At 63.4% G+C, this 12158-nt stretch carries 12 protein-coding genes; 5 read left to right on the top strand and 7 right to left on the bottom strand.

The genetic code is table 11. From position 1 onward, the window contains the following. Positions 1-158 precede the first annotated feature (158 nt). The gene (dapE, locus tag SAS01S_RS14105; RefSeq protein WP_084239013.1) at positions 159-1271 is read right to left on the bottom strand and encodes a succinyl-diaminopimelate desuccinylase; all 1113 of its coding nucleotides are present in this window, start codon (positions 1269-1271) and stop codon (positions 159-161) included. Positions 1272-1360: 89 nt separating this feature from the next. Here dapE and SAS01S_RS14100 point away from each other — a divergent pair, with 89 nt between their 5' ends. The 4 genes from SAS01S_RS14100 to SAS01S_RS14085 all read left to right on the top strand — a co-directional run bounded on the left by SAS01S_RS14100 (position 1361) and on the right by SAS01S_RS14085 (position 4410). Then, positions 1361-1705, top strand: a complete 345-nt coding sequence (locus tag SAS01S_RS14100) for a hypothetical protein (RefSeq protein ID WP_066809441.1) — start codon at positions 1361-1363, stop codon at positions 1703-1705. Positions 1706-1707: 2 nt separating this feature from the next. Further along, a complete protein-coding gene (locus tag SAS01S_RS14095; RefSeq protein WP_066809439.1) occupies positions 1708-2157 on the top strand; it encodes a cupin domain-containing protein in 450 nt (149 codons plus the stop codon). A 126-nt stretch (positions 2158-2283) separates the two neighbouring features. Continuing rightward, complete coding sequence (locus SAS01S_RS14090) at positions 2284-3387, top strand: DUF47 family protein (protein ID WP_245656912.1); 1104 nt, start codon at positions 2284-2286, stop codon at positions 3385-3387. Between the two features lie 9 nt (positions 3388-3396). After that, a complete protein-coding gene (locus SAS01S_RS14085) occupies positions 3397-4410 on the top strand; it encodes an inorganic phosphate transporter (protein ID WP_066809437.1) in 1014 nt (337 codons plus the stop codon). A gap of 19 nt (positions 4411-4429) precedes the next feature. Here the strand turns inward: SAS01S_RS14085 and SAS01S_RS14080 are convergent, their stop codons facing one another. From SAS01S_RS14080 to SAS01S_RS14065, 4 genes are all read right to left on the bottom strand, one after another. After that, positions 4430-4861 (bottom strand): globin domain-containing protein, encoded by a 432-nt coding sequence (locus SAS01S_RS14080; protein WP_066809434.1) that lies wholly within the window; start codon positions 4859-4861, stop codon positions 4430-4432. Positions 4862-4910: 49 nt separating this feature from the next. Further along, positions 4911-5582 (bottom strand): glutathione S-transferase family protein, encoded by a 672-nt coding sequence (locus SAS01S_RS14075; protein ID WP_066809430.1) that lies wholly within the window; start codon positions 5580-5582, stop codon positions 4911-4913. Between the two features lie 72 nt (positions 5583-5654). Continuing rightward, positions 5655-8177 (bottom strand): ATP-binding protein, encoded by a 2523-nt coding sequence (locus SAS01S_RS14070; protein ID WP_084239011.1) that lies wholly within the window; start codon positions 8175-8177, stop codon positions 5655-5657. A gap of 7 nt (positions 8178-8184) precedes the next feature. Further along, positions 8185-9666, bottom strand: a complete 1482-nt coding sequence (locus SAS01S_RS14065; protein WP_066809427.1) for an ATPase domain-containing protein — start codon at positions 9664-9666, stop codon at positions 8185-8187. A gap of 194 nt (positions 9667-9860) precedes the next feature. Between SAS01S_RS14065 and SAS01S_RS14060 the strand changes: the two genes are divergently transcribed. Continuing rightward, the gene (locus SAS01S_RS14060) at positions 9861-10529 is read left to right on the top strand and encodes an SH3 domain-containing protein (RefSeq protein ID WP_157082824.1); all 669 of its coding nucleotides are present in this window, start codon (positions 9861-9863) and stop codon (positions 10527-10529) included. A gap of 7 nt (positions 10530-10536) precedes the next feature. Here SAS01S_RS14060 and SAS01S_RS14055 read toward each other — a convergent pair whose 3' ends face one another. Continuing rightward, positions 10537-11667 (bottom strand): zinc-binding dehydrogenase, encoded by a 1131-nt coding sequence (locus SAS01S_RS14055; protein ID WP_066809420.1) that lies wholly within the window; start codon positions 11665-11667, stop codon positions 10537-10539. Between the two features lie 62 nt (positions 11668-11729). Then, on the bottom strand, positions 11730-12158 hold a 429-nt coding region (locus tag SAS01S_RS14050), incomplete at its 5' end, for a M28 family metallopeptidase (protein WP_157082823.1).

Genomic DNA, 12158 nt, shown 5'->3' with positions numbered 1-12158 from the left:
GCGCAATATCGCGCCGACTGGCGAAAGTTGGGGCGCTATCGATGAGCTGGCCACGAATCGTCCTATGTTCAGCAATTTCCGAACAGCTTAGCCGAGCGTGTCACGCACCACACGCCGATTTGCGGCCGCTACGGAGCTTCTCGAAACTCAAGGCTGGATCACCTGATAGCCGTGATGATCTCCGCATAAATGTCGACTAAATCGGCGAGATCGGCCAGCGCGACCGCCTCGTCGGTCTTGTGCATCGTCGCGTTGACCAGCCCGAATTCGACCGTGGGGCAAAGTTGCGACAGGAAGCGCGCGTCGCTCGTCCCGCCGGTGGTCGATAAAGCGGGCACGACACCCGCGACCTTCTCGATCGCGCGCGTGACCAGCGCCGACAATTCGCCCGGTTGGGTCAGGAACGCCTCGCCGGAAATGCGCGCGATCACCTGCGCGTCGGGGGCGTGCGCCTTCACCGTCCGCTCGATCAGCGCGACCAGATCTTCGCCGTTCTGCTCGTCGTTGAACCGGATCGACATCCGCGCCGATGCCTTGGCGGGGATGACATTGGTCGCTGGGTTGCCGACCGTCACGTCGGTCACCTCGATATTCGACGGCTGGAACCAGTGGTTGCCCGCGTCGAGGTCGATTGCGTTGATCGCGGCCAGCGCGGCGACCAGTTTCGGAATCGGATTGTCGGCGAGGTGCGGATAGGCGACATGGCCCTGTCGTCCGGGGACGTCGACCCAGATATTGACCGATCCGCGCCGCCCGATCTTGATCATGTCGCCTAGCCGCGCGGTCGAGGTCGGCTCGCCCACCAGGCAGTAATCGGGCTTGAGTCCGCGTGCTTCGAGCCGATCGAGGATCGCGCGCGTGCCGTAAATGGCGGGGCCTTCCTCATCGCCGGTGATCAGCAGGCTGAGCGTGGGCCCCTCGACCCGCGCGGCTGCCGCGGCAAAGGCGGCGATCGCACCTTTCATGTCGACCGCCCCGCGGCCGTAGAGAAGGTCGCCGCGAACCTCGGGCTCGAATGCGCCACTTGCCCAGCCGTCGCCCGGCGGAACTACGTCGAGATGCCCGGCGAACGCGAAATGCGGCCCCTTGCCGTGGCGTATTGCGATCATGTTCTCGACCGGCCCGTCCGGCTCCTCGCCGATCATGAAGCGATCGATCTCGAACCCGATCACGCTCAGGGCCTGGGCGAGCACGTCGAATACCTCACCCTTGGCGGGCGTCACGCTTTCGGCAGCGATCAACGCTTTGGTGAGTTCGACGACGTTGGGCACGGCATTCCCCAGTTGGACAGGCTCTGCCTCTTGCCTTGCAACGGCGGGAAGGGAAAGGTCCGCGCGTACGGGGGTGCGGAGAATCACTGATGCCTATCCTCTTCCTTCTCGCCGCCGCGTCGCTCTTGCCGCAGCAATCCGACGATAACGTGCCTGTCGACATCGCTCCCGGCCTTTGCGTCGCTGCCGCCGACCGGCTCGACGACGCCGTTCGCCTGGCGCGAGAGATGCTCGACAGCAAGAGCGCGGCCGGCGGGCCCGACCGCACGCCGACCGAGGCGCGAATCGCGCGGGCGCAGGCTGTGGCCGCCGCGATCCGCACGCGCTATCCCAAGGTCGCCGCGACCGATGACGACCGCGACGACCTGTCCGGCGGCGATGCGATGCCGTTTGCCGAACAATGCCTGACGGCCAATCCTCCCAAGGGAAAATAGTCATGCCCAAGATCGACCTCGACGCGGTCCCACAGAGCAACGCCACCGGCTATCCGCTCATTTATGCCGACGCGGTGAAGGAACGCTGGTATCGGCGCTTGGCGCCCGCCAGCGGTATCACCGATTTCGGCTTTAGCCACGTGACGCTAAAGCCCGGTGCGTGGTCGTCGCAGCGCCATTGGCATGAGGGCGAGGACGAGTTCGTCGTCATGCTGTCGGGCGAAGCGGTGCTCGTCGACGACGAGGGCGAACATCCCATGCGCGCGGGCGACATTGCCGCCTTCCCGAAGGGCGACGGTAACGGTCATGTGCTGCAGAACCGGTCGGCCAGCGACTGCGTGTTCATCGCAGTCGGCGGTCGGGGAGCGAGCGACTGCCACTATCCCGATATCGATATGCATCTGGCCGGCGCGGTCGGCGAGCAGCGGCGCAAGGACGGGAGCAGGTTCTGACCGGCTGACCGTTCGGGCGGTTTTGTGATGGCGCGTAGCCGTACCGGATGCTAGCGGAACCATTGGCAGGTCGTCGCTTGCGTGGCCGCCAATGAGGGAGTTCTGACAATTCGCCAGATCGCGGCTTTGCCGTACCGGACCGAAGGCGCCGCCAGCGACGCCCCGATCCGCATCCTGCTCGTCACCTCGCGCGAAAACCGTCGCTGGGTCATTCCCAAGGGCAATCCGTCTTCGGGAGTGGTCGCGCATGCCGCCGCCGCGATCGAGGCCGAGGAGGAAGCGGGGGTGCAGGGGCTCGTCTGTCCGACTCCGCTCGGCACCTATCGCTATCGCAAGCGGCAAAAGAATGGCGCGTCGCTGATGATCGACGTCGAGGTCTTCCCGCTGGCGGTCAATCGCGAGCTCAGCGCCTGGAAGGAACAGGGCGAACGCGAACGGCGCTGGGTCAGCCTGCCCGAAGCGGCGTCGATGGTCGACGAGCCCGATCTCAGCGACCTCATCCGTTCATTCGGCCCGTCCGAATTCAAGGCGGCCGCGCGCCGCACCGGCTTTGCCGCCGCTACCAAGTCAAGGATCAGTCCCATGTTCGCCTGGTTTCAGCGCCTGTTACCCAAGACGGGCAATTTCTTCGAGATGTTCGAGGCGCATGCGCTGACCGTCACTGCCGCCGCTGACGCGCTATCGCGCCTGCTCCAAGACGGCGCGGGCTCGGCGCCGGATCATATCCGCGAAGTGATCGAGCGAGAGAACGACGCCGACGAAATCACGCGCGCGGTGCTGAAGACGGTGCGCGAAACCTTCCTGACTCCGTTCGATCGCGGCACCATCACCAGCCTGATCGGGTCGATGGACGATGCGATCGACGAGATGCAGGCCGCGGTGCAGGCGATCGACCTGTACGAGGTTCGCGAGTTCGAACAGGAAATGAAGGACATGGCGGCGATTATCGTCGACGCCGCGCGGCTGACCGCTGAGGCAATGCCGCTGCTGCGCGATGTCGGCCGCAATGCCGGGCGCCTTCACGAACTGACCGAGCGCCTGGTCCGGATGGAAGGCCATGCCGACGACATCCACCGCGCCGGGCTGAAGCGTGGCTTCGTCGAATTTAGCCGCGACGATACCGTACGCTTCATCGTTGCGCGCGAAGTGTACAAGCATCTCGAACGGATCGTTGACGCCTTCGAGGACGTCGCCAACGAGATCGATGGCATCGTCATCGATCACGCCTGAGTCCAGTCGATGCACGATCTCGCTTTCCCGCTGCTGGTCGGCCTGATCCTGGTTGCGCTGGCGTTCGACTTTTTGAACGGCTTGCACGACGCGGCCAACTCGATCGCGACCGTGGTATCGACCAGGCTGTTGAAACCGGTTCATGCGGTGCTCTTCGCTGGCGTGTTCAACTTCGCCGCCTATTTCCTGACCATCACTTTCCCCAGCCTGCACAAGGTCGCGTCGACGATCGGGCAGGGGCTGATCGACAAGAATATGGTGACGCCGGGAGTCGTTTTCGGCGCGCTGATCGGCGCGATGTTCTGGAACATCGTCACCTGGCTGAAGGGCATTCCGTCATCCTCGAGCCACGCCCTGGTCGGCGGGATCATCGGGGCGGGCGTCGCGCATGCCGGCATGACCGGCATTCAGTGGAACGGGCTCAACAAGACGCTGATCGCAATCGTGCTGTCGCCGGTGCTCGGCATGATCCTGTCGATGTTGATCATGCTGGCGACCAGTTGGATGTTCTCGCGCGCCAGCAACCGCGGCGCGGAACGCAGCTTCCGTGTGCTCCACCTGATCTCGTCGGGCACCTATTCGCTCAGCCACGGCCTCAACGACGCGCAAAAGACGATGGGCGTCATCACCGTGCTTTTGTTCTCGACCGGCTATCTCCACGGCAAGTTCGAGGTGCCGCATTGGGTGGCGATCAGCTGCTATATCGCGATGGGCCTGGGCACGTTGATGGGCGGCTGGAAGATCATCGAAACGATGGGCAGCCGCATCACCAAATTATCGCAGCATCAGGGGTTCAGCGCCTCGGCCGGCGGCACGATCATGGTGTTCACCGCATCGCTGCTCGGCATCCCGGTATCGACCACGCATACGATCACCGGCTGCGTCATCGGTGCCGGCGTCGCCAAGCGCGCGAGCGCAGTACGCTGGGGTGTCGCGGGCGACGTCGTCGTCGCCTGGATCGTGACGATCCCGGCGTCGGCAGCGGTCGGCGCGGTGTTCTACTTGCTGACGACGTTGTTCTGATCGGCGATCGCCGGACCAGTCAGGCGGCGTCGGACAATCCGCGATAGTCGTTGCTGGCGGCGATCATGACATCCGCGAGCATTGCATAAGCTGTCTTCCAAGCCAGCACGGTCGCGCTGTCGATCGCAAGACCGCCATGCGCGGTGACCATGTGCAGCAACGCGTTGCCGGCGACGGCATAATGGCGGTCATTCACGCCATAATCGACATGCCGTTCGGCAAGCCTGCATAACCCGGGCAGCATGACATCCAGGCTGCTCAATCCGGTGACGATCTTGGCCAGCGCCGAGATCAGATGTCGACCTTGTTCGGCCATGTCGTTCTGGAACAGGGGGCGGGTATCGGGGGCGAGTTCGAACAGACGGTCGTAGAACAAGCGTGCGGCAGCGTCGGAGTCGAGCAGGATCTGGACGAAACTGTCTCGGATAAGATTGACCTGGTTCGTATCCATCGCCCCACGATCATCACGATTACGGGTAAATAACCCGTATAGGCCCTGCCTAGGTGTTCCCCGCAGGATGCTCGAATTTCTCGATCACCCATTCCTCTTCCTGCGCGCCGGCGATCCAGTCCTGCATGAATGGATGCGTCAACACGGCCTCGACATAGGCCGCCGCGAAGCGCGCGACGGGCAATTGATATGTCACGATGCGCGTACAGACGGGCGCGAACATGATGTCCGCCGCGCCGAATTCACCGAACAGGAAAGGCCCGGTGCCGCCGAAGCGTGCGCGGGCTTGCGCCCAGATCTCCATCAGTCGGGTCAGTTCGGCGACGACATCGTCGTCGGGACGCTTGGGTGGATAGACCTGGCGGATGTTCATGCCGTGCTTGTTGCGCAGCCCGGCGAAACCCGAATGCATCTCCGCCGCCATCGATCGCGCCATCGCCCGCGCGGCATCGTCCGTCGGCCAGAACTTGTTGTTGCCCGTCTTGTCGTTGAGAAATTCGACGATCGCCAGACTGTCCCAGACGACGATGTCGCCGTCCCACAGGATCGGCACCTTGCCCGATGATGGCGCGAATTCGTCGCCCTGGCGGCGCTTGTCCCAGCCGCCGTCGTACAGCGGCACGACGACTTCCTCGAACGGCAACCCCGATTGCTTGCACGCCAGCCAGCCGCGCAGCGACCAACTCGAATAGGCTTTGTTGCCGATGATGAGCTTGAGCATGGCGCTGGGGGATAGAGAGGTGGACAGAGTGCGGCAAGCGGGTGAATGCGTGGCCGACCGATCGGACGTCGCTCAGTCGCCGATGACCTCGCGAATCCTGCCGGTCAGCGCGTCCATCGCGAACGGCTTGGTCAGCACGTGCATCCCGCGTTCGAGCTGGCCGTTGCCGATCACCGCATTCTCGGCATAACCGGTGATGAACAGCACTTTGAGATCGGGGCGCTCGACTCTTGCCGCATCGGCCAACTGGCGGCCATTCATGCCCCTGGGCAGGCCGACATCGGTGACGAGCAGTTGGATCGCCGGATTGGCCTGGAGCATCGCCAGTCCGGACGCTCCGTCTCCCGCTTCGATCGCGGTATAGCCCAGATCGGCAAGGGCATCGGCAATCAGCGCGCGGATCGCCGGCTCATCGTCGACCACCAGGACGGTTTCGCTGCCCGTGGACGGTGTGGGCGGCGCATGATCGGGCGACTCCTGTTCCGCATATTCCCGCGAATGAACGCGCGGAAAATACAGGCACATCGTTGTCCCTTGGCCCAGCTCGGAATAGATCCGGACTTGGCCGCCCGATTGGCGCACAAACCCATAGATCATCGACAGGCCGAGGCCGGTTCCCTCGCCCAGCGGCTTGGTCGTGTAGAAGGGATCGAACGCGCGTTCGATCGTCTCGGCGGACATGCCGGTGCCGGTGTCGGTCACGCACAGCGAAATATATTGGCCGGGTGGCAGGTCGCGGTCGCGCGCGCCTGCGTGATCGAGCCATTTGTTCGCGGTTTCGATCGTGACGCGGCCGCCATCGGGCATTGCGTCGCGCGCGTTGATGCAGAGATTGAGCAGCGCATTTTCGAGCTGATTGGGATCGATCAAGGTCGTCCACAATCCTCCCGCACCGACTACTTCGAGTTCGATCTGCGGGCCAACCGAGCGCCGCAGGAATTCCTCCATATTGGCGATCAGCCGGTTGACGTCGGTCGGCCTCGGGTCGAGCGTCTGGCGTCGCGAAAAGGCGAGCAGCCGATGCGTCAGCGCCGCCGCGCGCTTGGTCGCGCTACGCGCCATCTCGACATATTTGTCGATCTCCGCCGTCCGGCCCTGTTTGATGCGCATCTCAATCAGTTCGAGACCGCCCGAAATGCCGGTGAGAAGATTGTTGAAATCGTGCGCCAGCCCGCCGGTCAGCTGGCCGACGGCTTCCATTTTCTGTGCCTGGCGCAATTGTTCCTGCGCCGCCTCGCTTTCGCGCGTCCGCTCCTCGACCTGGTGCTCGAGCGATTCCGCCAGCGCGGCGAGCGAGAGTTCGGCCTGGCGCCGCTCGATTGCCGCTTGCGTACGATCGGCGACGTCGCGGACGAACGCCACGTCCTCCGCGATCCACGCACGCGGCCCTTTGTCGTTGAGGTAAAGCAAGGCGACGAAACTGTTGTGATCGACCAGCGGCATGTTGAGCACTGCGCGGGCATGAATCGCTTCCAGCGCGGCGGCGGTTGCGGCAGTGCGCGGGTCTTCGCGCGCATCGGCGATCGCCACCAGTTCGCCGCGCTTCAAGTCTTCGATATAGGAGCCGTAGTCGCGAAAATGGAGCACGCCCGCCAGGCTATTGGTGCCGACACTGTTCCAGTCGCGCTCGATCGTAATGGTTTCCGCCACCGGATCGATGATGCCATAGCCCGCGCGGCTGACGCCAAGCGTCGACCCCAGGATCCCCGCCGCCAGGAACGACATCGCTGCCGGATCGGTCATCTGGCGCAAGCCATCGCCCAGCGCGATCAATGCCGCTTGGTGGCTTTCGGTGCGGCGGCGCGACGTGATGTCTTGCGACACGCCGACCATCTGCGAGATCCTGCCGCGGGCGTCGTATTCCAGCCGCCCATTGACCTGAACCCAATGGAGCGAGCCGTCGGGCCATAAGATCCGATATTCGACATCGTAATGCTCGCCGCTTGCCATCGAGCGCTCGGCGGTGGCGCGCATCCGCTCGCGATCGTCGGGATGGATCGCAGCGATCAGCTGATCGAAATCGAACGGCTGGTCAGCGCGCCGACCATAATGGGCCTTGCATTCTGGCGACGCATGCAGCGTGTTTGTGTTGAGCTCCATCGTCCAGGCGCCGAGGCCGCCGGCGTTCAGTGCGACGCGCAATCGCTCCTGGCCCGCGCGAATGTCCTCCAGCCGCGTGCGCGCCTCATATTGCCGCAATCGCGCACGGCGCGCCGCGCGGGCGAGGCTGACCAATGTGGTGGGATGAAAGGGGCGTTCGAGAAAAGTGACGTTGCCCAGCGTCTCGAGCAACCGCACGGCGCCCGGATTGCGCTCGAGCCCGCCGCCGCGCGCGGTCAGGACGATGAACGGAAAGTCCGACCATTCCGCTTGGTCGGCAAGGAAGCCGGCGAGGTCGCGCAGATCGGCGCCGCGCAGCGCCTCTTCGGTGACGATCGCGAAGCCAGCTCCGCCGCGCAGCGCGCGAACGAATGAGGGAATGTCAGGGAAGGCGGCCGCTTCGAGACCGGCCTCGCGCAGCATCGCTTCCGCTACGGCCGCGTCGCGCCCATGCGGCGCCAAAATAACGGCGCCTTCGGCAATCGTGCGATTCAAGAGACGATCACCTCTGCTTCACGTCGAGCAGCCCGGCGTCATCGTCGCCGACGAGGCTCGGCACACCGCGCAGCACGCCCTGGAAGCCGGTGAGCGGCTCGCCGAGCGTAATGCCTTTATGGTTGATCATGAACTCCCTGATCGTGTCTTCATGAAAGCCGGTGCGTTTCTTAACGACCGACATTGCGCGCCGGACCCGTCCCAACGCCTCGAAATAGCGCAACAGGATGACCGTATCGGCCAGGTAGGTCACGTCGACCGGCGACTTCATGTCGCCGACAAGCCCGTGCTGCGCGACCGTGAGGAAGGTCGTCGCGCCTTGGCGGTTCAGATATTGCAGCAATTCGTGCATGTGCAGGATCAGTGCCTGCTCCTCGGGCATCGCCGCCTGATAGCCGTTGAGGCTGTCGATCACGACGGTCCGCGCGCCATGCGTTTCGACACAAACACGCACGCGCTCGGAGAATTCCCCGGGGGTCAGCTCGGCGGCGTCGATCTGTTCGATCACCAGCCTTCCGGTGTCGACCATCGCCGGAAGATCGATGCCTAACCCCTTGGAGCGCTCGAACAAGAGCCCGAGTTCTTCATCGAAAACGAACATCGCCGCGCTTTCGCCGCGGTTGATCGCCGATTGGACGAAGCTGAGCGTGAGCAGCGACTTGCCGGTGCCGGCGGGACCAAGGATCAGGTTGCTCGCGCCGCGCTCGAATCCCCCGCCGAGCAGTTCGTTGAGACGCTCATTGTCGATTGGTACCGTCTCGCGCTTGAAATCGGCCCGATGTTCCGCCGACACCAGCCGTGGAAACGCGCGGACGCCGCCCGTTTCGATGACGAAGTCGTGATACCCGCCACGATAGCGGCGGCCGCGATATTTGATCACGCGCATTCGCCGCCGCTCCGCTCCGTAATTGGGCGACAATTCCTCCAGCCGGATCACGGCATGTGCGACGCTGTGCACGGTCTTGTCCATGACATCCGCGGTCAGATCGTCGAGCATCAACACGGTCGCGTCATTGTGCGAAAAATAGTGTTTCAGCGCCAGGATCTGGCGGCGATACCGCAGCGAACTTTGTGCGAGCAGACGGATTTCGGATAGGCTGTCGAGCACTACCCGCGCCGGCTTGGCGCGCTCGAAAGCTTCGAATATCCGTTTCGTCGTTTCACCCAGTTCGAGGTCGGATGAATAAAGCAGGCTCTGCTGCTGCTCGTCGTTGAGCAGGCTTTCGGGCGGGACGAGCTCGAAGATTTCGAAATTCTCGGGGAAATCCCATCCGTGCGACGCCGCGCCGTCGCGCAGTTCCTCCTCGGTTTCGGACAAGGTGATATAGAGTACCCGTTCGTCGTTTTTCACACCGGCCATGAGGAACTGGCTGGCGATCGTCGTCTTGCCCGTGCCGGGACTGCCTTCGACAAGAAAAAGCCTGCCGTTCGCTAAACCACCGGCGAGGATTTCATCCAGCCCGGCGACCCCGGTTGCACAATTTCCCATCCGAACTCCATCTTCTGCAAACATCCAACGTTAACGGTATCGCGTCCGTTACGACTTGATGTTGCTCAATGCCGGACGGGCGATTTCGATCCCTCGCGGCTTGCCGCAGCGGCGCCTTTTCGCTGCCCGAAATGGTCTGAAATCTTAGTTTATATTACTGATTTAAGATACTTAGCTGCTCTTGATCGCGGCGATTGACTTGGGCACCCACGCATGATGCCTTGTGGCGCATGAAGATCGCCTTGCTCGCAGCGCTGGCTGCCATGACCCTTCCCGCCACGGCACGCGCGGACAAGCTGCCGCCACGCGACGAATGTGCCGCGGATGCGTCGTTCGCCGCATTCCGCACGACGTTGAAGGGCATTGTCGCGCGCAAGGGCGCGAAGGCGTTGCTGGAGCTGACCACGCCCGACATTGAATATTCGCTCGATGTCGGCATCCCGGGCAAAGCGGGGTTCGCGAAGGAATGGGACCTGGTCCACCCCGCGTCGTCGAACCTGTGGGTCGAACTCGATCTGGCATTGTCGCTCGGCTGCGCGCTCGATCGGGGCGAGGCGAGCATTCCCTATATGTATGCGCGCCTGCCGCAGTCGCGCGACGTCTTCGCGACCACCATGCCTGGCCGGCCGCGGGTCAATCTGCGCGTCGGCCCGAATACCGACAGCGCAGTCGTGGCGTTGCTCGACTGGGACATCCTGACCGTCATCGACGAGAAGGATAGCGCATGGACGCACGTGAAGACTGACGAGGGCAAGGAAGGTTATGTCCGCGTCGATTTCCTGCGCAACCCGCTCGCCTATCGCGCGATCTTTCGAAAGCGCGACGGCAAGTGGATGATGGCGATTTTCATCAACGGCGATTGATGGCGGATCAGCCGCTCGCGGTGGGGACAATCAGATATTTCTCGCCGGTCTTTTTCGCGCTGTAGGCGAGCAGCGTGTCCTTATCGAGCGCCTCGGCCAGTGAGATGTCGGCAGTGTAGTGGCTGGCGAAGGTCGTGCGGATTTCGGCGGCGACACGCGCGCGCATGCGGCCGACCACCTCGGCGCCGGCCTTCATGAGGAACGGAGTCAACAGGAAGCCGCCGACGCCCCAGGCAAATCCGACATCGGGGCCAATCAATGTCGCCCCGAGATCAAGCCTGCCATAGACATAGACCTGCTTATGGGTATTCGATCCGTAGCGGCTATAGGTCGTCGCGTTGCGATTAGCGGCGACTTCCATCGCAGCGAGGATCTGACCGGCCAGCTTGCCGCCGCCGATCGCGTCGAACGCCAGCGTCGCGCCGGTCTCGGCGAGCGCATCGACCAGCTCATCACGGAAATTGTCCGAGGTTGAATCGACCACATACTTGGCGCCGATATCGTGCAGGATCCTGGCCTGCTCGGCCGATCGGACGATGTTCACCAGGCTCACGCCGTCGGCGATGCAGATGCGGTTGAGCATCTGGCCCAGATTGGATGCAGCCGCGGTATGAACGAGCGCGCTATGGCCTTCGGCGCGCATCGTCTCGACCATCGCCAGCGCGGTCAGCGGATTGACAAAGGCCGATGCGCCTTCGCGTGCAGTGACTCCGTCGGGGAAGGGGAGCAGGTCGCTCAACCGCGCCTTGCGGTACTGGGTGTACATGCCGCCGCCGATCACCGCGACGGTCTTGCCGATCAGCTCCTCGGCGCCATCGCCGGCCGCGACCACCGTTCCGGCGCCCTCATTGCCGACCGGCATCGATTCGTTGAGCCGTGCGCGCACCATCGGCATGCGTTGCGGGGGAATCTCGGCGGTCAGCACCGGACGGTCAGCCGTACCGCGCTGATCAAGCGTGGCGAGATCGGCGGGGCCGGTCAGCAGCCCGAGGTCGGACGGATTGAGCGGCGCCGCCTCGATCCGGACGATCACTTCGCCAGGGCCGGGAGGCGATAATTCGACATCGACCAGCGACAATTCGATTTTGCCGTCATACACCAGCGAACGCAGTTCGAGGCCCTTGGTCGGTGCGGTCATTCGATCCTCCCTAATTTTTCGATTGTTCGGTATGTAGACCGGCGGGAGATCGGTTCAAGCCCTCATGGTTTGGGGCGCCCGTTGGGCTTCCACTCCGACTTGAACCCACCCTCGACAAGCAGCCGGATCGGCGCGATCAGCGACTGGATCGCCTTGGTCATATAGTCGATGTCGAGATTTTCGACCGTGTCGGTCGGCTGGTGATAGGTCGGCACCACTGCCCAGCCCGATAAGGTGTGCGCGACGATCCCCTTGAGCGCGAGCGAGTAATTGTCCGAGCGCTCAAAAAAGTTTTGCTCGGGATAAGGATCGGCAGCGATCAACGCACCCCGGCTCTTCATCATGTCGAACAAATTGGAGCGTTCCGAACCGGTCATCATCAGCGCGCCCTTAGGCAATTTGGGATCCTGCGCGCCGATCATCTCGAACTCGATATTGGCGACGAGATCGGTCAGCGGCACCGGCGGGTGTTCGCCGAACCAGGTCGAGCC

It is taken from the genome of Sphingomonas asaccharolytica NBRC 15499, from assembly GCF_001598355.1.
In the GTDB taxonomy this organism is placed as follows: domain Bacteria; phylum Pseudomonadota; class Alphaproteobacteria; order Sphingomonadales; family Sphingomonadaceae; genus Sphingomonas; species Sphingomonas asaccharolytica.
This window is presented reverse-complemented; position numbering and strand designations above follow the sequence as displayed.